Below are 18,492 nucleotides of genomic sequence, written 5' to 3'. Positions count from 1 at the left end.
CGGGGAGAGGGGATCGCCAGCGCTCGAGCTTGTCCTTTCTCCCCGTCACTATACGGGGAGAAGGTGCCGGCAGGCGGATGAGGGGCAGCGCTAGCGTCACGATTTATCTTCCGGCGGCAGCGCCAATTGTGTCCGATCAACGCCGAGATGATCGCACAGTGCATCGACGACGACGCCGTGGTCCTGGCGTTCCGGCAGGCCGGAGACGGCGATGACGCCGATCACGCCAGCCCCCTTTACAGTCACCGGAAACCCGCCGCCGGCCAGTACGTAATCAGCAATATCCAGCCCCTCGCCGACCTTGAAGGTGCGGTCCGGTCGCTGCTGTTCCAGCACCAGGCGATAGGTGCTCCTGAGGTAGCGCTTGACCACATTGATCTTGCGTCGAGCCCAATCGGGGTTGGAGGCGTTCGAACCCGGCAGCGCGGCATAGAATAGCGGCCGATCCCACAGCCTGATATCGACAATGATGGGCAGCTTTTCGGCCAGCGCCCGCTCTCGGATCGCCGCGCCGACCTTGAAGGCGACGGCCTCGTCGAAGGCCGGGAAGACCAGCGTCTCTTCCTGTTTCTGGATCAGAGCGATGTCGTCCGCGGCGGCCATTTTGTTCTCCGAAATCGTCACAAATCGTGTGTACGACAAGCTCCGCCCGGTCAAGGTCTCGTCGCGGTGGTGGTCTTGCCCCGCCAGGGTCGACCCCCACTCCGTCGAGCTTCTCTCGACACCTCTCCCCCGATCAACAGGGTAGAGGAAGGGCGCCAAGCTGTCCGAACCGGCGCCCGTCCTCCGAAGCAAAGGCTCCCTTCCTCTCCCTCCGGAGGGGGGAGAGGTGGCGCCGCGAAGCGGCGACGGAGTGGGGGAACCACTTGGCAACCAGGCGCAATCATCATCTTGTCCCGCGCGGATGATGGGTCCTACCCCACGATCATATCGATCTTGGCCGGCCGCCCCGCAACATAGACCTCGCGCACCGCGCGGTCGTCGCCCAATGTCTGCAGCAGGAACAGCTCCTCCGCCAGCGTCCCGACAGTCTCCATCCTCAGCCGCATCGCCGGCGTGGCGCGGGCGTCGAGCACGGTGATGTCCGCGTCGGTGCCTTCATCCAGCGTGCCGACCTTGTCCGCCACAGACAGCGCCTCGGCATTGCCACGCGTTATCTGCCAGAAGGACTGGAACGGGTTCAGCTTTTCGCCATTCAGCGCAATCACCTTGTAGCCCTCGTCCATGGTGCGCAGCATCGAATAGTTGGTGCCGCCGCCGACATCGGTGGCGGCAGCGATCCTGAGCGGCTTGTCGCGGCGACGAAAGCGCTGGTAGTCGAACAGGCCGGAGCCGAGGAACAGGTTCGAGGTCGGGCAGAACACCGCCACCGAGCCGCTGTCCGACAGCGCATCGGCCTCGCGTTCCAAGAGATGGATGCAGTGGCCGAACAGGCTCTTTGGCCCCAGCAGGCCATACTGCTCGTAGACATCGGTGTAGTCGCGCGCCTGCGGATAGAGTTTTTGCGTGAAGGCGATTTCGGCGTGGTTTTCCGACAGATGCGTCTGCATGTGCAGGTCGGGGTTTTCGCGGCAGAGCGCGCCCGACATCTCCAACTGTTCGGGCGAAGAGGTGATGGCGAAGCGCGGCGTGATCGCATAAAGCTGGCGGCCCTTGCCGTGCCATTCCGCAATCAGTGCCTTCGTATCGTCATAGCCGGATTGCGGCGTGTCGAGCACGCCTGCCGGCGCGTTTCGATCCATCATCACCTTGCCGGCAATGTTGAGCATGCCGCGCGCATGCGATTCGGCAAAGAACGCTTCGGCAGACGCCTTGTGCACCGAGCAGTAGGCGGCGACCGTCGTCGTGCCGTGGCGCACCATCTCGTCCAGGAACAGCCGGGCGATGCGGCGGCCATGCTGAGCGTTGGCGAATTTGGTCTCTTCGGGAAAGGTGTAGGTGTTCAGCCAGTCGAGCAGTTCGGCGCCGTAGGAGGCAATGACCTGCATCTGCGGAAAATGCGCATGCGCATCGATGAAGCCGGGCAGCAGCAGATGCGGCCGATGATCGATCTTTTTCGCACCGTCGCCCGCTTGCTTTTCGACTTCCGTGTAGCTGCCTGCGGCAACGATCCGGCCGTCGCGGATCAGCAGGCCGCCATCCTCCTCATAGCGCCAGGCGGCATGGTCGTCGATGGCTTCGGGCCAGCGCAAAAAACTTAGGGTGCGGCCGCGCAGAAGTGTGGAGGTCATCCCTATTTCCCTGCGCCTTCGAACCAGGCGACCAGCAGCGCCCGTTCCTTGTCGCTGATCTGGGTGACGTTGGCGGGCGGCATGGCGTGGCTGCGCCCGGCCTGCAAATAGATTTCACGCGCATGCTCGGCAATGCCGGCGTCGGTGTCGAGCATCACGCCCTTCGGCGCATGGTAGATGCCTTCATAGACCGGCTCGGCCGTATGGCACATCGAGCAGCGGCCAAGCACGGTGTCGCGCACCGCCGGGAAATGCGACGAGGCGATATAGACTTCGGCCGCGGCGGATGCCTTGAGCTCGCCGGTCAGTATTTTCGGCGCTGTCGACAGCCACATGATGATGACGAACAGCACCGCAGCCGCCATCCAGGTCCAGTGCGGGTTGCCGGCACGCTTATGCACGGTGTTGAAATAGTGCCGGATCAAGACGCCGATGATGAACACCAGCGAGGCGATGACCCAGTTGAACTCCGTCGCAAACGCCAGCGGATAGTGGTTCGACAGCATCAGGAACAGCACGGGCAGCGTCAGGTAATTGTTGTGCAGCGAGCGCTGCTTGGCGATCTTGCCGTATTTCGGGTCGGGCTTGCGGCCGGCAATCAGGTCGGCGACGACGATCTTCTGGTTTGGAATAATCACCATGAAGACATTGGCCGACATGATCGTGGCGGTGATGGCACCGAGATGCAGGAAAGCGGCGCGGCCGGTGAACAGATGCGTCAGCCCCCAGGCGATGAACACCAGCACGCCATAGAGCACCAGCATCAGTCCGGTGTCACTTTTGCCGAGCGGCGACCGGCAGAGCAGATCGTAGACAACCCAGCCGACGCCGATCGTCGCCATCGACAGCAGGATGCCCACGGGAACCGACATGGACAGAACATTGGGGTCGATCAGGAACAGGTCGGCGCCGGCATAGTAGACCACGCACAGCATGGCGAAGCCGGACAGCCAGGTGGCGTAGGATTCCCATTTGAACCAGGTCAGGTGTTCCGGCATTTCGGCCGGCGCCACCAGATATTTCTGGACGTGGTAGAAGCCGCCGCCATGCACCTGCCATTCCTCGCCGAATGCGCCGACCGGCATGCCGGGGCGCTGGCGCAGGCCAAGGTCGAGCGCGACGAAATAGAAGGACGAGCCGATCCAGGCGATGCCGGTGACGACGTGCAGCCAGCGCACGGCGAAACTCAGCCAGTCCCAGAAAATCGCGAAATCCATCATGTGAAATCGTCCCTGCCGTTCGGCTGACTTTACGGTGTGGGGCGCAAACGAAAAGAGGCGAGGTGTACGATGACTTTCAAAAAAAAATGGAAAATACTAGGCTGACCACGTACGCCGCCACATAAAGAGCCACGAATGGCCTATCTCGACAACATCGCCGTCTTCGTCCGCGTCGTCGAGCTTGGTAATCTCTCGGCGGCGGGCCGCGACATGCGCATTTCGCCGGCGGTCGCCTCCAACCGCATCAAGGAGCTGGAAAAACACCTCGGCGTGCGGCTGTTCAACCGCACCACACGGCAATTGATGCCGACGGAGCATGGCACGGTGTTCTACTCCGGCGCCAAGCAGGTGCTGGAGGCGATCACCGAGGCGGAAGCCGCGGTCTCGGCTCTTTCCGGCCAGCCGCGCGGCACCATCAAGGTGACCGCCCCGCTCGGCCTTGGACGGCGGCTGGTTGCGGCGGGCATTCCGGATTTCCACGACAAATACCCCGATATCGAGGTGCGGCTGAGGCTCTCCGACCACAATATCGACATCATGAAGGAAGGCATCGACGTCGCCTTCAAGCTCGGCATCATTGAGGATTCCAGCCTGCGGATGCGCGGCATCATGGAATGTGAACGCGTGCTGGTGGCGGCACCGAAATATCTCGAAGCGCGCGGCGAGCCGGTGGAGCCACAGGAGCTGATCGGCAAGAAGCACGACTGCCTGATGCTGCGCTATTCCGGGGCGCGCGAATATGTCTGGACGCTGCAGACGCCGTCCGGCCCGCAGAAATTCGAGGTGCACGGCCCCTACGACACCGACGATGGCGATGTGCTGACCGGCTGGGCGCTGTCGGGCCGCGGCATCATCAACAAGCCGCGCTTCGAGGTCGAACCCTTCATCCGCGACCGGCGGCTGCAGGTCATCCTGGCCAGCACGCCGCCAACGCCGGTGCAGTTCGCCGCCGTCTATCCGCACAAGAAGCTGCAGGACCCGAAGGTGCGGCTGTTGCTCGACTTCATGGCCGAGCGTTGCCAGCGGCTGATCAAGGATTTGCTAGCCGGCAAGTGAGGGGCTGTTGGCCCAGTCGCCAGGGTTGTCTTACAAGCAGGTGACCTTAGGTTCGCATACGCCGCCCTATGATCGATGGTCCCATGCCGACTGACCAGCAAGCCACAATGCATCTTGCCGTTTCGCTCAACATTACTTCCGGGCAGCCGCTCGGGTTCAGCGACCTGGCCGGCTTTGCCAAGCAAGCGGAAGCGGCGGGGCTGGACATGATTGTCCTCGATGATTCCGCGCCGAACAGCGCCGGGTCGAGTTCTTTCGAAGCGACGACCTTGGTGGCGGCGCTGGCGACGGTGACAAGTCGGATCGGCCTTGTCGCTGCAGCCTCGACGGTGGCTCACCAGCCGTACAATCTGGCGCGCCGTTTTGCTTCGCTCGACATCATCAGCCATGGCCGCGCCGGCTGGCACGCGACCATGGCGCAGGCGCCACGGGAAGCCGCCAATTTCAGCCGGCCGGATGGATTTTCCGACGATGTGTTCCGCCGCCGCACGCAGGAATACATCGGCATCGTTCAGCGCCTGTGGCAGGGCTGGGATGCCGGCGCGCTGCTGTTCGACAAGGCCGGCGGCCGCTTCCACGATCCCGAAAAAATGCACCTGCTCGACCACAAAGGCGAATTTTTCTCCGTGCGCGGGCCGCTGAACGTCGCGCGCTCGCCGCAGGATACGCCGGTGCTGGTGCTGTCCGGCCTGTCCGAGGCCGACCTGGATATCGCCGCCCGCACCGCCGATGTCGTCCTGCTGGACAGACCCACAGAGGACGCCAAGGCGCGCCATGACGATCTCAAGCGCCGCGTTGTGGCCTGCGGACGCGATCCGGGTGCGGTCAAGCTGCTGCTGAACGTTGGCGCAGATGTCGCTGCTAACGCGCTCGAAACATTGTTCAGCTCGCAAAGCTGCGACGGGTTCAACATCGCAATACCGCCTGCCGCGATTGACGGTTTCATCGGCCGCGTGCTGCCGGAATTGCAGCGCCGCGGGCTCGTCCGCCCGGATTATCCCGGCACCACCTTGCGCTCGCATCTCGGACTTGCCGGAGGAGCGCAATGACCCGCCAGATGAAGCTTGGCGCCTCCTGTGGGCGACGGGCCACCACATCGCCGCCTGGCGTCACCCCAAGGCGTATGTCACGGCAGGCATCGACATCGATCATTACATCCGGCTGGCGCGCACGGCGGAGGCGGCGAAGTTAGACATGGTGTTCTGCGAGGACGCCGCCGGTCTGCGCGAAGCCAATGTCGGCACCGCCAGCCAGACCTCACGCTCGATCGGCTTCGAGCCGATCAGCCTGCTGTCCGCGCTCGCCGTGCAGACCAGCCGCATCGGCCTCGTTTCAACGGCGTCGACCAGCTACAACGAGCCCTACGGTCTGGCGCGCACCTTTCTGTCGCTCGATCATCTGAGTGGTGGCCGGGCTGGCTGGAACCTGGTGACGTCGGCCAGCCCCATCGAAGCAGCCAATTTCGGCGCGACGGGCCTGAAACCCCATGCCGACCGCTACGAGCGGGCGCGCGAATTCGCCGAGGTGGTATCAGGACTTTGGCAAGGCAGTGGCTTTCACGGTCACAACGGCCAGAGCTTTTCGGTGCGCGACCCGCTCGACCTGCCGCGCTCGCCGCAGGGCGCGCCGGTGATGGTGCAGGCCGGCGCCTCGGATGTCGGCCGCGACCTTGCCGCCCGCACCGCCGACGTCGTGTTCACGGCGGCGCAGACCCTCGAGGAAGCCAAGGCCTTTTACGACGACCTCAAGGGCCGTATGGCGGGCTATGGGCGGGAACCCGACGACATCAAGATCATGCCCGGCGTCTCCCCGGTGGTGGCAGACACCGAGGCCGAAGCGCGGGAGAAACAGGAGGAATTGCAGGCGCTGATCCCCGACGATGTCGGCGTGGCGCTACTGTCCAGCTATCTCAGCATCTCCGATCTCGGGAGCTATCCGATCGACGGACCGATGCCCGAACTGCCGGAGACCGAGGGCATGAAAAGCCGCCAGGCGCTGGTCATCCAACAATCGCGCCGCGACGGCCTGTCGATCCGCCAGCTTGCGCGCCATTTCGCCGGCGCACGTGGCCATTGGCGTATCGTCGGCACGCCGGCGCGGATCGCTGACGAATTGCAGGCGCGGTTCGAGGGCGGCGGCGCGGACGGCTTCAACGTCATGCCGTCATACTTCCCCGGCGAGCTCGATGCCTTTGCCACGCTGGTGGTGCCGGAACTGCAGCGGCGCGGACTGTTCCGTCGGGAATACGAAGGCAGCACCTTGCGAGATCATCTTGGCCTGAAGCGGTCGGATAAAAAAGATTAGCCGGCTACCTCTTGGCCTTGCCGCGCCTGCTGGCTTACCGCCGGTGCCGCGCCGTGCGCGACCAGCGCCGTCATGATCTCGGCCGCGGCCAGCGCAGCTATGACCGGTGGGCGCTTGTCCTTGACCGCATCGCCGCCGATCGGCGAGACGAGGCGGGCGAACTCAGCCTCCGTGCCCTCCGCCGATTTCAGGAACCAGTTCCTGAACGTCGCTCTCTTGGTTTTCGAGCCGATCATGCCGACATAGGCCGCGTCGTCGCGCTTCAGCGCTTCGGCGACGATGAGGAAATCCAGCGCATGGTCGTGGGTGAGGATGGCGAAGGCGGTGCCGGCGGGGGCGTTTCGCACCTCGGCCTCGGGCATCGGCGTCAGCCGCGTCTCGACGGTTTCCGGCATGCCTTCCAGCGCTTCGGCCCGCGTCTCGATGACGACACCATGCACGGGAAGAAGTGCTACCGTCGCGGCCAGCGCCCGGCCGACATGGCCGCCGCCGAAGATATAGACATGCGGCAGGTGGGCTTCCTCGGCTTCTGCGGCCGCGATCAGCTCGGCAGTAAGCGCGGCATCGACGACACGGATCAAGACTTCGACGCGCCCGCCGCAGCACTGGCCGATCTCGGGGCCTAGCGGCACGTCAAGCGTGGCGCAGACTTCGTCGAAGCCGATGCGGGCTTCTTTACCCTCCCCCTTGTGGGGAGGGTCGGTGAGCGGACGCCGTGTGGCGGCGTCAGCGAAACGGGGTGGCTTGGCACGATCGTCCGCACCCCCACCCCGGCCGGCTTCGCCGGCCGACCCTCCCCACAAGGGGGAGGGTGAAGACCCCACCATCTGCCTCGCCTTGTCGATCGCCATGTACTCGAGCTGACCGCCGCCGATCGTGCCAAAAATCGCCGCCTGCGATACGAGCATGAAGGCGCCCTTCTCGCGCGGGGTCGAGCCTTTGGTGCCGGCCACTTCGACCAGAGCAAGCCGGCCGGCGCTGGCGAGAAAAGCTCTGAGCCTTTGCACTTTCGACTTCATATTTCGCATTCCCGTACGGGAAATATAGGGTTTTTCAGTCTGAATTGCACGTTTTGCCAGAATCCAGGTCAGAGTCAGGCGCTATTCTTGGCTTCACCCTTCAGCCGTTCGATCGCCATCAGCACCCGTTCTGGTGTTGCAGGAGCGTCGAGACGCGGACAGACCTTATGATCGGCCACACTTGCCACCGCGTCCGACAGCGCATGCAGCACAGACATGCCGAGCGGGAAGGGCGGTTCGCCGACCGCCTTGGAACGGTGCACCGTCGGCTCGTTGGCCTCCGGCCAGTCGGCCAGCGTGACGTTGAATATCTTCGGCCGGTCGGACGCGAGCGGGATCTTATAGGTCGACGGCGCATGCGTGCGCAGCCGGCCCTTGTCGTCCCACCACAGCTCCTCCGTCGTCAGCCAGCCCATGCCCTGGATGAAGCCGCCCTCGATCTGGCCGAGATCGATGGCGCGGTTCAGCGAGCGGCCGGTTTCATGCAATATGTCGGTGCGCTCGACGACATATTCGCCGGTCAGCGTGTCGACCGAGACTTCCGAGCACGAGGCGCCATAGGCGAAATAATAGAACGGACGGCCCTCGCCCTTGTCACGGTTCCAGTGGATTTTCGGAGTCTTGTAAAAACCCGCCGCCGACAGTTGGATGCGGGCCATATAGGCCTGCTTGACAAGGTCGGTGAAGGCGATCTCCTGGTTGCCGATGCGCACCCGGTTGGGCAGGAAAAGCACCTGCTCGCGCGGCACCTGGTATTTTTCGGCGGCGAAGTCGGTCAGCCGTTCCTTGATCTGGCGGGCGCCGTTCTGCGCCGCCATGCCGTTGAGGTCGGTGCCGGACGACGCCGCGGTGGCCGAAGTGTTGGGCACCTTGCCGGTGGTCGTCGCGGTGATCTTGACCTGGTCGAGGTCGATCTGGAACTCTTCCGCCACCACCTGCGCCACCTTGACGTAGAGGCCTTGCCCCATCTCGGTGCCGCCGTGATTCAGATGCACCGAACCGTCTGTGTAGACATGCACCAGCGCGCCGGCCTGGTTGTAGTGGGTGGCTGTGAAAGAGATGCCGAATTTGACCGGCGTCAGCGCCAGGCCGCGCTTGATGAAGCGGCTGTTGGCGTTGAAGGCCTGGATGATGCGGCGGCGCCCCGCATAGTCGGCGCTCGCCTCCAGCTCGGCGACGATGCGGTGGATGATGTTGTCCTCGACCGTCTGGTGATAAGGGGTGACGTTGCGGCCCCCGTCTTTATCACCACTGGTGCCATAAAAATTCTGCTTGCGGATTTCGAGCGGGTCCTTGCCGACGGCAAAGGCAACCTCGTCGATGACCCGTTCGGCGCCGACCATGCCCTGCGGGCCGCCGAAGCCGCGAAACGCCGTGTTCGACACGGTGTTGGTGTAAAGCGGCGCCGATTGCGCATGCACCGCCGGCCAGAAATAGGTGTTGTCGCAATGGAACAGCGCGCGGTCGGTGACCGGTCCGGACAGGTCCGAGGAAAAGCCGCAACGCGCCGCGAACATGAAATCGACGCCTAAAATGTTGCCGTCGTCGTCGAAGCCAACGTCGTAGTCGACAAGGAAATCATGGCGCTTGCCGGTGGCGATCATGTCGTCGTCGCGGTCGGGCCGGATTTTTACCGCGCGATGGTGTTTCTTGGCGGCGATCGCAGCCAATGCCGCAAACTGGTTGCCTTGCGTCTCCTTCCCGCCGAAGCCGCCACCCATGCGGCGGATTTCCACTGTGATGGCGTTGCTCGGCACGCCCAGCGCATGGCTGACCATATGCTGCACTTCGCTCGGATGCTGGGTCGAGGAATAGATGGTGACGTCCTGGTCCTCGCCGGGAATGGCCACGGCGATATGGCCTTCCAGATAGAAATGCTCCTGGCCGCCAATGCGCATCTTGCCCTTCAGCCGGCGCGGCGCCGCCTTGATCGCGGCGGCGGCATCGCCGCGCTTCAAGGTCAGTGGCGGCGTGACCAGCTTGTCCTTGCGGGGGTCGAGGTCGCCAATGTCGGTGACGAAAGGCAATGGACTGTATTCGACCTTGGCCAGCCGGGTGGCGCGGCGCGCCTGTTCGCGCGTCTTGGCAATAACGCAGAAGATCGGCTGACCATAAAACTGCACCTTGTCGTCGGCCAGCACCGGCTCGTCGTGTCGACCGGTCGGCGAAATGTCATTTTCGCCCGGAACGTCCTTGGCCGTCAGCACATCGACGACGCCCGGCGCCGCGCGCACCGCCGACAGATCCATTTTGCTGATCGTCGCATGCGTCGCCGTGGACAGGCCGAGGCAGCCATGCAGCATGCCCGCCGGTTCCGGCATATCGTCGATATAGACCGCGCTGCCGCTGACATGCTTGTGCGCGGAATCGTGGCGCTGGTCGGCGGCGACGCCACCGGAAATCTTCTGCGCCTTGAGATCTGGAGAGGCGTGCTTGTTCATCAGGCCGCCTCGTTGCGGGACACCTGGAACGGCGCCTTGCTGCCGCTGGTTTCGGCAAAAAAGCGCAGCAGCAGGTTCCTGGCCGCCAGCGCCCGGTATTCGGCCGATGCCCGCATATCGGTCAGCGGGGTGAAATCGCCGGCATATTCAGCCATGGCCGCTTCCACCGTTGTCTCCGTCCACGGCTTGCCGAGCAGCGCTTTTTCGACACCGAAAGCCCGCTTCGGGGTGGCCGCCATGCCGCCATAGGCGATGCATATATCGGCCACGGTTCCGTCCTTGGCCAGGTCGAGGAAAAAGGCGCCAAGGGCTGCGGTGATGTCCTCGTCGCGGCGCTTGGTGATCTTGTAGACGGCAAACTTCGTGCCCTTGGCCGGCACGGGAACGTGCACGGCCTCGACGAATTCGCCTGGCTGCCGGTCCTGCTTGCCATAGGCGATGAAGAAATCCTCGAGCGCGATGGTGCGCCGCTTCTTGCCGCGGCGCAGCGTCAGTTGCGCACCAAGCGCGATCAGGGGCGGCGGCGTGTCGCCGATCGGCGAGCCATTGGCGATGTTGCCGCCGATGGTGCCCATGTTTCGTACCTGTTCGCCGCCGATGCGGTCGAACAATGGCCCGAGCGCGGGGATGCGCTTGGCCAGTGTCGCGAAGGCGTCGGTGTAGGTGACGCCGGCGCCGATGGTGATGACGTCATTGTCTTCGGAGATCGCGCACAGCCCCTCGAGATTGCCGATGAAGACTACCGGTGAGATGTCGCGCATGTGCTTGGTGACCCATAGGCCGACGTCGGTCGAGCCGGCGACAACAGTGGCGCCGGGCTCCTTGTCCAGTACAGCGGCGAAATCGTCGACGTCAGCCGGCACAACCAGCCGCTGCTTGCCGGCGCCGATTTCGACGCGGGCACCGTCATGCATAGCCTCGAGCTTGGCGGTGATCGCCTTGCGCTCGGCCGCCAGCGGATCCTTCGCCGCCTTGCCGTAGCTGGAGATGGCACGCGCGGCGCGCATGATTGCCTCATAGCCGGTGCAGCGGCAAAGATTGCCTTGCAAGGCCTTCTCGATCGCCGCATTCGACGGGTCCGGCGACTTCATCCACAGGCCGTAGAGCGACATGACGAAGCCCGGCGTGCAGAAGCCGCATTGCGAAGCGTGGAAATCGACCATCGCCTGCTGCACCGGATGCAATTGGCCAGGCGCGCCGCGCAGATGCTCGACGGTGACGACATGGGTGCCGTCGAGCGAACCGAGGAAACGGATGCAGGCGTTGACGCTTTCATAAACCAGCTTGCCGGCGGACAATTTTCCGACCAGGACCGTGCAGGCGCCGCAATCGCCCTCGGCGCAGCCTTCCTTGGTGCCGCGCAGCGAGCGGTCGAGCCGCAGCCAGTCGAGCAAGGTCGCGTCGGGCGCCACCGACGACAGCGCGACATCCCTGCCATTGAGGATGAAGCGGATCTCGTTGCGTAGTGTGATCTTGGCCATGCGTCAGCTCCCCCTGTAGGTCGAGTAGCCGTAAGGAGAGATAAGCAACGGCACGTGATAATGCACGGATTCCGCCATGCCGAAGCGGATCGGCACACTGTCGAGGAAGGCCGGTTCCGGCAGTTTGGTGCCCTGGCCGCGTAGATAGTCACCGGCGGCGAACACCAGTTCGTATTCGCCGAGGCGAAATTCCGCTCCTGCCAGCAGCGGCGCATCGCAGCGGCCGTCGGCATTTGTGACGATGGTCTTCAAATGTATCCGCGCGTCGCTCTCAAGATGATAAAGCGCGATCGACAGGCCCGCCGCCGGCTTGCCGGTCGCGGTGTCGAGCACATGCGTCGTCAGACGTCCGCCATCGGCTCTCGACGTTTCTGCCACTGGCGCCTCCCATTTCCGATACAGCCGAACAAAGCAGTGAATTGTGCGCCAATTAAAGGCGATGCATAAGTCCCGGTCGAGCGGAGTGGCACAAAAACACTTTCAAAAATTTCGGGGGAATGCGCGAGCAACCCTTTCGACTATCCTGATCACAACTTCCGGCAGCGTCCGGCGGGGAGGGGCAATGCGTTACTCTAGAGACATGCGCGGCTACGGAGCCAATCCGCCGGATCCGAAATGGCCGGGCGGTGCGCATGTGGCCGTCCAATTCGTCGTCAACTACGAGGAAGGCGGCGAGAACTGCGTGCTGCACGGCGACAAGGCCTCGGAAGCCTTTCTGTCGGAAATCGTCGGCGCCGCGCCCTGGGTCGGCCAGCGCCACTGGAACATGGAATCGATCTACGAATATGGCGCGCGGGCAGGCTTCTGGCGGCTGCTGCGCCTGTTCAGCGAGGCGCAAGTGCCGGTGACCTGCTACGGGGTCGCCACAGCACTGGCCCGGTCGCCCGACCAGGTGGCGGCGATGCAGGAGGCCGGCTGGGAAATGGCCTCGCACGGGCTGAAATGGATCGACTACCGCGACCACAGCGCCGAGGACGAGCGCCGCGACCTCGAAGCGGCGATCAAGCTGCACTACGAGGTGACAGGCCAACGGCCGACCGGCTGGTACACCGGCCGCACCTCGGTCAATACGGTGCGGTTGGTGGCCGAAGAGGGCGGCTTCGACTATGTGTCGGACACTTATGACGACGAACTGCCCTACTGGTTCGAGCACAGCGGCGGCGCGCAACTCGTCATCCCCTACACGCTCGATGCCAACGACATGCGTTTCGCCACGCCGCAGGGATTCAATTCCGGCGACCAGTTCTTCTCCTATTTGAAGGACAGTTTCGACACGCTCTATGCCGAGGGCAAAGCGGGCCGGCCGCGGATGATGAATATCGGCCTGCATTGCCGCCTCGTCGGACGTCCCGGGCGGGTGGCGGCGCTGAAGCGCTTCGTCGACTATGTCAGATCGCACGACAAGGTCTGGCTGGCACGGCGCGTCGATATCGCCAGGCACTGGCAGGAGAACCACCCCTACCAGCCGGCGGCGCTCAAGCCGTCGAAGATGGCGTTCGAGACCTTCGTCGACACTTTCGGCGGCGTGTTCGAACATTCGCCCTGGGTCGCCGAACGTGCCTATGAGCTGGAGCTTGGGCCGGCGCATGACAGCGCCGGCGGCCTGCACAATGCGCTCTGCCGCGTCTTCCGCGCCGCCAGCGAAACCGAGCGGATCGGCGTCCTCAACGCCCATCCCGATCTCGCTGGCAAACTGGCCGAAGCGAGACGCCTCACTGCGGAATCCACACGCGAGCAGGCCTCCGCCGGCCTCGACGCGCTGACCGACAAGGAGCGCGAGCTGTTTTCCAAGCTCAACGCCGCTTACGTCACCACCTTCGGCTTTCCCTTCATCATCGCGGTGCGGGGCAAGACCAAGGAGGAGATCCTCGCCGAGTTCGAGGCGCGCATCGGCAACAGCCGTGGCGTAGAACTCGATACCGCCTGCAAACAGGTTGAGCGCATCGCGCTGCTCCGCCTGAAAGACATGCTCCCGCTCTAATGAAATGACTGAGGGGTCAGGACCCAATGGATATGATCAAGACTGACCAGAAAACCTATTATGCACCGCATGGCGGCCATCCCGGCCAAAATGAGCTTTTGACCGGCCGCGCCGTCTTCACCGAAGCCTATGCCGTCATACCGAAGGGAGTGATGCAGGACATCGTCACCAGCCCACTGCCGTTCTGGGACGAGACCAGGGCCTGGATCATCGCCAGGCCGCTTTCGGGTTTCGCCGAGACATTTTCGCAGTACATCGTCGAGGTCCTGCCCGGCGGCGGCAGCGACCGGCCCGAGCCGGACGCCGGCGCCGAGGGCGTGCTGTTCGTGGTTGAGGGCGAGTTGACCGTTTCGCTGGCCGGCAAGAAGCACGTGCTGCAAGCCGGCGGTTTTGCCTTCCTGCCGCCGGACAGCGGCTGGACGGTGCGCAACGAAGGTCGCGACGCCGTACGCTTCCACTGGATCAGGAAGGCCTATGAGGCCGTCGACGGCATCGACGCGCCGGAAGTCCTGTTCAGCAGTGACCAGCAAATGGCGCCGACGCCGATGCCCGGCACCGAGGGTCGCTGGGCGACGACCCGTTTCGTCGATCCAGCCGACATGCGCCACGACATGCATGTCACCATCGTTACGCTCGAGCCTGGCGCCGTCATCCCATTTGCCGAGACGCATGTCATGGAGCACGGGCTCTATGTCTTGGAAGGCAAGGCGGTCTACCGCCTCAACCAGGACTGGGTCGAGGTCGAGGCCGGCGACTTCATGTGGCTGCGCGCCTTCTGCCCGCAGGCCTGCTACGCGGGCGGCCCAGGCAAATTCCGCTATCTCCTTTACAAGGACGTCAACCGGCACGCCAAGCTCGGCGGGGCGGGCATTGGCGGTCGCGCGCGGTGACCCGCATCACAGCGCGGCCGCTGACCCGCGAAAGCTTTGCCGGCTTCGGCGATGTCATCGACATGGCCGGCGGCAATCACTACCCGATCAATGGCGGCAAGACCGAGCGCTACCACAATCTCGCCACCGCTGAAGCCGCGGGACCGAATGCCTGCGTGCTGATCTCGATGGCGCGCGGCACGCCTTACGACCTGCCGCTGAAGCTGACCATGGTCGAGCGCCATCCCTTAGGCAGCCAGGCGTTCATCCCGCTGTCACCGCGGCCTTTCCTGGTCGTCGTCTGCCATGACGGCAAGGACGGTCCGGGCGAGCCGCACGCCTTCATCACCGCACCCGGGCAAGGCGTCAACTATCCGCGCAATCTCTGGCACGGCGTGCTGACGCCGCTCGGCGAAGCGCAGGATTTCGTCATCGTCGACCGCGGCGGTGACGGCTCCAACCTCGAAGAGTTCCATTTCTCGCACCCCTACGAAATTCATCTCCCCAACGAGACCTGAGAAATGACCGACATATCGCTGATCGACCGCCTGCTCGATGTCATCGAGCACGACATCGTGCCGAAAACGGCAGAGGGCGTGGCCCATGGGAACAAGCTGTTCGGCGCCGCCATCCTGCGGAAGGGCGACCGCTCGCTGGTGCTGGCCGAAACCAACAACGAGATGGAAAATCCGCTCTGGCATGGCGAGGTGCACTGCCTGAAGCGTTTCTATGAAATGCCGAAAGCCGAGCGCGTCGACACCAAGGACGCCATCTTCATCGCCACGCATGAGCCCTGCTCGCTCTGCCTGTCGGCGATCACCTGGACCGGCTTCGACAATTTCTACTACCTCTTCAGCCACGAGGATTCACGCGACAGCTTTGCGATCCCGCACGATCTGAAAATCCTGAAAGAGGTCTTCACTCTTGATCCCGGCGGCTACAATGCCGAGAACACTTATTGGAAGAGTTTTTCCATTCGCAGGCTGGTGCGGGCGCTGCCCGAGGCCGAGCGCGGCCGGCTTGAGGCAAGGATCGGCAATATTTCCGCCCGCTACGACGAACTGTCCGGCGCTTATCAGGCGCGCAAGGCCGAAAACGACATTCCGCTGAACTGACGCGGATTGCCTAGCCTACCTTCGCGTTTTTCAGCACCTCGTTGATCCTGGCCTGCCAGCCCTTGCCGGTCGCCTTGAATTTACTGATGACATCCTGATCCAGACGGATGGACACGACTTGCTTAGGCTTCTCCACGGCTGGCCGGCCACGAGCACGCCTTATGCTCTCGAAAAGTTCTGGAAACACTTCCGCGAAAGGCCTGGCTTGCGCCAACTGTTCGTCTGTCGTCTCCGCATCGTCGGGATCATCAACAATTTGTCTTTGAATTTCCACTTCCTCCGCATCGGTAAGCGGTCGAACACGCGATTTAGGATTGTTCATATACTGACCTTTCCTTTCGGCTGGCACGGCGCATCGAGATCACCGAAATCGCCTCCGAACCAAGCGGCTTGAAAATCACGGCCAGGATGATCTCTCCGAATTCGCCAATCGCCTTGAACCGGTCGGCCTTGGCTGGAAGGACGGTTGAAGTCGCAAAAAACTCAATATCGAGTTCGGCAAAATCGAGACCCCGGCTGTCCAGGTTCGTCACGCGCTTTGGCTCATCCCAAACGATTTTCAGGCGAAACCATCCTCATCACGTTGGGTTCAGTTAATAAATGTAATACATTAATTATAATCCTGCAACATCAGGGCAAAACAATCGGGCTACATATCGTGGCGTCGTCGCGGCGACACCGGCCGTCGCCCGTTTGACTTCATGACATGCCCGCTTCATGCGTCACTGACATCCTGGAGCATCGCATGAAAACCATCACCGAATTTCCCCGCAAGGTCGTCGAATTCCCCGATATGGGCATCGTCATGCCGGATGGTTGCCGGCTGTCGGCGCGGGTTTGGATGCCGGAGGACGCCAGCAGCGATCCGGTGCCGGCGATCCTCGAGCACCTGCCCTACCGCAAGCGCGACGGCACCATCTTTCGCGATCAGCTGACGCATCCCTATTTTGCCGGCCACGGCTACGCCTCGATCCGCGTCGACATGCGCGGCAATGGCGATTCCGAAGGTCTGATGGACGACGAATATTCCGAGCAGGAATTGCAGGACGCCTGCGATGTGATTGCCTGGGCGGCAGCACAGCCCTGGTGCAACGGCAGTGTCGGCATGATGGGCATTTCCTGGGGTGGCTTCAACTGCCTGCAGGTGGCGGCCAAGCAGCCGACGGCGCTGAAGGCGGTGATCAGCCTGTGCTCGACCGTCGACCGCTACGCCGATGACATCCACTACAAGGGCGGCTGCCTTTTGACGGAAAATTTCGGCTGGGCCTCGACCATGTTGTCCTATTCGTCGCGACCGCCGGATCCGCTGATTGCGGGCGATAACCGCTGGCGCGACCTCTGGCTGACGCGGCTGGAGAACCAGTCTTTCCTTCTGCCGCTCTGGCTCAGCCATCAGCATCGCGACGCCTATTGGAAACGCGGTTCGATCTGCGAGGATTTCTCCGCGGTCAAAGCCGCCGTGCTGTCGATCGGCGGCTGGCATGACGGCTACCGCAACACGATTTCGCATCTGGTCACCAACATCCAGGCGCCGGTGAAGGGCATTGTCGGGCCATGGATCCACAAATACCCGCATTATGCCGAACCCAAACCCGCCATCGGCTTCCTGCAGGAGGCGTTGCGCTGGTGGGACAGCTGGTTGAAGGGCGTCGACACCGGCGTCGAGGCCGACCCGGACTACCGCGCCTATGTCATGGACAGTGTGCGGCCGGCGCGCTGGCACCCGGAGCGGCCGGGCCGTTGGGTGGCCGAACAGGAATGGCCGTCTCCCAACATCAAGGTCGGGGCGATCGAACTCATTGCTGACGGCGTCAGGCCGGCGATCGTGGCGACCCCGCAAAGCTGCGGGCTCGCCGGCGGCGAATATTTTCCCTTCACCTTTGGCCCGGAACTGCCGGGCGACCAGCGCCCGGACGATGCGCTGTCCGTCTGCTTCGATCAGCCTGTGCTTGCCGAGACACTCGACATCGTCGGCGCGCCGGAGCTTCTCATCCGGGTGTCGTCCGATCGCCCGCAGGCGAACATCGCGGTTCGACTGTGCGACGTGCACCCCGACGGCGCCTCGGAACTGATCTCCTACGGCGTGCTCAACCTGACGCATCGTTCTTCGCACGAACAGCCGCAAGCGCTGGTGCCGGGCGAAACGGTTTCGGCGCGCGTTATTCTCGACCAGTGCGCCTACCGCGTGCCGGCCGGACACCGCCTGCGCATCGCGGTTTCCAATGCTTACTGGCCGATGATCTGGCCGTCGCCGGAGCCGGTGCGGCTCGACCTTTCAGCGGCGACGCTGAGGCTGCCGCTGCGCCCGCTCGCAAAAGCCGACGAGACGTCGTTCCAGTCTCCCGAAGGCGCAACACCCTGGGCAACCGCGACAGTTCGTGCAGCGAATTCCGAGCGTCACGTCGATCGCGATGAGAAGACCGGCATCGTCACGCTGTCGATCACGGATGATTTCGGAGAAGTGCGCGATCTCGCGCATGGACTGGCCAATGGCAGCATTGCCCGCGAGAGCTGGACGATCCACCCCGACGACCCGCTGTCTGCCTCGGGCCGCACGCACTGGACGCAGACCTTGTCGCGAAACGGATGGTCGGTGCGCACCGAGACGTCGGCTGAAATGCGCTGCGATGCGCAAAACTTCATCGTCAGCGCCAGAATCGAAGCCTATGAGGGCGAAACGCTGGTTTTCGAACGCGATTTCGAAGAGACGATCCCGCGCGACCTGCTCTGAGCGTCGACCCGACTGGTCCAGTTGCGACGCACGATTTACGCCAC

16 protein-coding genes and 1 pseudogene are annotated in these 18,492 nt (G+C 63.4%); 8 read left to right on the top strand and 9 right to left on the bottom strand.

Annotated elements, in window-relative coordinates; all coding sequences use genetic code 11:
• Nucleotides 1-96: 96 nt before the first annotated feature.
• From NLY33_RS03410 to NLY33_RS03400, 3 genes are all read right to left on the bottom strand, one after another.
• Nucleotides 97-603 (bottom strand): heme-degrading domain-containing protein, encoded by a 507-nt coding sequence (locus NLY33_RS03410; protein WP_023703651.1) that lies wholly within the window; start codon nucleotides 601-603, stop codon nucleotides 97-99.
• Nucleotides 604-914: 311 nt separating this feature from the next.
• Complete coding sequence (gene guaD / locus NLY33_RS03405) at nucleotides 915-2,231, bottom strand: guanine deaminase (RefSeq protein ID WP_023703650.1); 1,317 nt, start codon at nucleotides 2,229-2,231, stop codon at nucleotides 915-917.
• A gap of 2 nt (nucleotides 2,232-2,233) precedes the next feature.
• Nucleotides 2,234-3,451 carry a urate hydroxylase PuuD gene (locus tag NLY33_RS03400; RefSeq protein ID WP_023703649.1) on the bottom strand — a complete coding sequence of 406 codons (1,218 nt, stop codon included), beginning with the start codon at nucleotides 3,449-3,451 and terminating at the stop codon, nucleotides 2,234-2,236.
• 135 nt (nucleotides 3,452-3,586) lie between these two features.
• Between NLY33_RS03400 and NLY33_RS03395 the strand changes: the two genes are divergently transcribed.
• From NLY33_RS03395 to NLY33_RS03385, 3 genes and pseudogenes are all read left to right on the top strand, one after another.
• Nucleotides 3,587-4,507: a LysR family transcriptional regulator gene (locus NLY33_RS03395; protein ID WP_023703648.1), complete on the top strand. Its 921-nt coding sequence runs from the start codon at nucleotides 3,587-3,589 to the stop codon at nucleotides 4,505-4,507.
• A gap of 107 nt (nucleotides 4,508-4,614) precedes the next feature.
• Nucleotides 4,615-5,556 carry an LLM class flavin-dependent oxidoreductase gene (locus tag NLY33_RS03390; protein ID WP_023703647.1) on the top strand — a complete coding sequence of 314 codons (942 nt, stop codon included), beginning with the start codon at nucleotides 4,615-4,617 and terminating at the stop codon, nucleotides 5,554-5,556.
• A pseudogene (locus NLY33_RS03385) lies at nucleotides 5,553-6,811 on the top strand (LLM class flavin-dependent oxidoreductase). Before NLY33_RS03390 ends, NLY33_RS03385 begins: the two are co-directional and overlap by 4 nt.
• On the opposite strand, the gene xdhC reads toward NLY33_RS03385, so the two are convergent.
• The 4 genes from xdhC to uraH form a co-directional block, all read right to left on the bottom strand.
• Complete coding sequence (gene xdhC / locus NLY33_RS03380; RefSeq protein ID WP_023709629.1) at nucleotides 6,808-7,830, bottom strand: xanthine dehydrogenase accessory protein XdhC; 1,023 nt, start codon at nucleotides 7,828-7,830, stop codon at nucleotides 6,808-6,810. The pseudogene NLY33_RS03385 and the gene xdhC overlap by 4 nt on opposite strands.
• A gap of 74 nt (nucleotides 7,831-7,904) precedes the next feature.
• Nucleotides 7,905-10,271 (bottom strand): xanthine dehydrogenase molybdopterin binding subunit, encoded by a 2,367-nt coding sequence (xdhB, locus tag NLY33_RS03375; RefSeq protein ID WP_023694732.1) that lies wholly within the window; start codon nucleotides 10,269-10,271, stop codon nucleotides 7,905-7,907.
• Nucleotides 10,271-11,752, bottom strand: a complete 1,482-nt coding sequence (gene xdhA, locus NLY33_RS03370; RefSeq protein WP_023703643.1) for a xanthine dehydrogenase small subunit — start codon at nucleotides 11,750-11,752, stop codon at nucleotides 10,271-10,273. Before xdhA ends, xdhB begins: the two co-directional genes overlap by 1 nt.
• Nucleotides 11,753-11,755: 3 nt before the next feature.
• Nucleotides 11,756-12,130, bottom strand: a complete 375-nt coding sequence (uraH, locus tag NLY33_RS03365; RefSeq protein ID WP_023683492.1) for a hydroxyisourate hydrolase — start codon at nucleotides 12,128-12,130, stop codon at nucleotides 11,756-11,758.
• 184 nt (nucleotides 12,131-12,314) lie between these two features.
• On the opposite strand from uraH, the gene puuE reads away from it, so the two are divergent.
• The 4 genes from puuE to NLY33_RS03345 are packed head-to-tail and all read left to right on the top strand — an operon-like array spanning nucleotide 12,315 to nucleotide 15,717.
• The gene (puuE, locus tag NLY33_RS03360) at nucleotides 12,315-13,733 is read left to right on the top strand and encodes an allantoinase PuuE (RefSeq protein ID WP_023703642.1); all 1,419 of its coding nucleotides are present in this window, start codon (nucleotides 12,315-12,317) and stop codon (nucleotides 13,731-13,733) included.
• 32 nt (nucleotides 13,734-13,765) lie between these two features.
• The gene (locus tag NLY33_RS03355) at nucleotides 13,766-14,623 is read left to right on the top strand and encodes a bifunctional allantoicase/(S)-ureidoglycine aminohydrolase (RefSeq protein ID WP_460221618.1); all 858 of its coding nucleotides are present in this window, start codon (nucleotides 13,766-13,768) and stop codon (nucleotides 14,621-14,623) included.
• The gene (locus NLY33_RS03350; RefSeq protein ID WP_023703640.1) at nucleotides 14,620-15,120 is read left to right on the top strand and encodes an ureidoglycolate lyase; all 501 of its coding nucleotides are present in this window, start codon (nucleotides 14,620-14,622) and stop codon (nucleotides 15,118-15,120) included. Before NLY33_RS03355 ends, NLY33_RS03350 begins: the two co-directional genes overlap by 4 nt.
• 3 nt (nucleotides 15,121-15,123) lie before the next feature.
• A complete protein-coding gene (locus NLY33_RS03345; RefSeq protein WP_023700405.1) occupies nucleotides 15,124-15,717 on the top strand; it encodes a nucleoside deaminase in 594 nt (197 codons plus the stop codon).
• Nucleotides 15,718-15,727: 10 nt separating this feature from the next.
• Here the strand turns inward: NLY33_RS03345 and NLY33_RS03340 are convergent, their stop codons facing one another.
• The gene (locus NLY33_RS03340) at nucleotides 15,728-16,039 is read right to left on the bottom strand and encodes a BrnA antitoxin family protein (protein WP_023671384.1); all 312 of its coding nucleotides are present in this window, start codon (nucleotides 16,037-16,039) and stop codon (nucleotides 15,728-15,730) included.
• Nucleotides 16,026-16,280: a BrnT family toxin gene (locus tag NLY33_RS03335; RefSeq protein ID WP_023700404.1), complete on the bottom strand. Its 255-nt coding sequence runs from the start codon at nucleotides 16,278-16,280 to the stop codon at nucleotides 16,026-16,028. The genes NLY33_RS03340 and NLY33_RS03335 overlap by 14 nt, the downstream gene beginning before the upstream one ends.
• A 182-nt stretch (nucleotides 16,281-16,462) precedes the next feature.
• Here NLY33_RS03335 and NLY33_RS03330 point away from each other — a divergent pair, with 182 nt between their 5' ends.
• Nucleotides 16,463-18,448 carry a CocE/NonD family hydrolase gene (locus tag NLY33_RS03330; protein ID WP_023703639.1) on the top strand — a complete coding sequence of 662 codons (1,986 nt, stop codon included), beginning with the start codon at nucleotides 16,463-16,465 and terminating at the stop codon, nucleotides 18,446-18,448.
• The last annotated feature ends 44 nt before the right edge of the window (nucleotides 18,449-18,492 follow it).

Origin of the sequence: Mesorhizobium sp. C432A, from assembly GCF_030323145.1 — a bacterium.
GTDB lineage: Bacteria > Pseudomonadota > Alphaproteobacteria > Rhizobiales > Rhizobiaceae > Mesorhizobium.
This window is presented reverse-complemented; position numbering and strand designations above follow the sequence as displayed.

What these genes read in the sequence shown, in the direction of transcription:
- NLY33_RS03410 (WP_023703651.1), bottom strand. Translation starts at nt 603, where the DNA reads ATGGCCGCCGCGGACGACATCGCTCTGATCCAGAAACAGGAAGAGACG.
- guaD (WP_023703650.1), bottom strand. Translation starts at nt 2,231, where the DNA reads ATGACCTCCACACTTCTGCGCGGCCGCACCCTAAGTTTTTTGCGCTGG.
- NLY33_RS03400 (WP_023703649.1), bottom strand. Translation starts at nt 3,451, where the DNA reads ATGATGGATTTCGCGATTTTCTGGGACTGGCTGAGTTTCGCCGTGCGC.
- NLY33_RS03395 (WP_023703648.1), top strand. Translation starts at nt 3,587, where the DNA reads ATGGCCTATCTCGACAACATCGCCGTCTTCGTCCGCGTCGTCGAGCTT.
- NLY33_RS03390 (WP_023703647.1), top strand. Translation starts at nt 4,615, where the DNA reads ATGCATCTTGCCGTTTCGCTCAACATTACTTCCGGGCAGCCGCTCGGG.
- xdhC (WP_023709629.1), bottom strand. Translation starts at nt 7,830, where the DNA reads ATGAAGTCGAAAGTGCAAAGGCTCAGAGCTTTTCTCGCCAGCGCCGGC.
- xdhB (WP_023694732.1), bottom strand. Translation starts at nt 10,271, where the DNA reads ATGAACAAGCACGCCTCTCCAGATCTCAAGGCGCAGAAGATTTCCGGT.
- xdhA (WP_023703643.1), bottom strand. Translation starts at nt 11,752, where the DNA reads ATGGCCAAGATCACACTACGCAACGAGATCCGCTTCATCCTCAATGGC.
- puuE (WP_023703642.1), top strand. Translation starts at nt 12,315, where the DNA reads ATGCGTTACTCTAGAGACATGCGCGGCTACGGAGCCAATCCGCCGGAT.
- NLY33_RS03355 (WP_460221618.1), top strand. Translation starts at nt 13,766, where the DNA reads ATGATCAAGACTGACCAGAAAACCTATTATGCACCGCATGGCGGCCAT.
- NLY33_RS03345 (WP_023700405.1), top strand. Translation starts at nt 15,124, where the DNA reads ATGACCGACATATCGCTGATCGACCGCCTGCTCGATGTCATCGAGCAC.
- NLY33_RS03340 (WP_023671384.1), bottom strand. Translation starts at nt 16,039, where the DNA reads ATGAACAATCCTAAATCGCGTGTTCGACCGCTTACCGATGCGGAGGAA.
- NLY33_RS03330 (WP_023703639.1), top strand. Translation starts at nt 16,463, where the DNA reads ATGAAAACCATCACCGAATTTCCCCGCAAGGTCGTCGAATTCCCCGAT.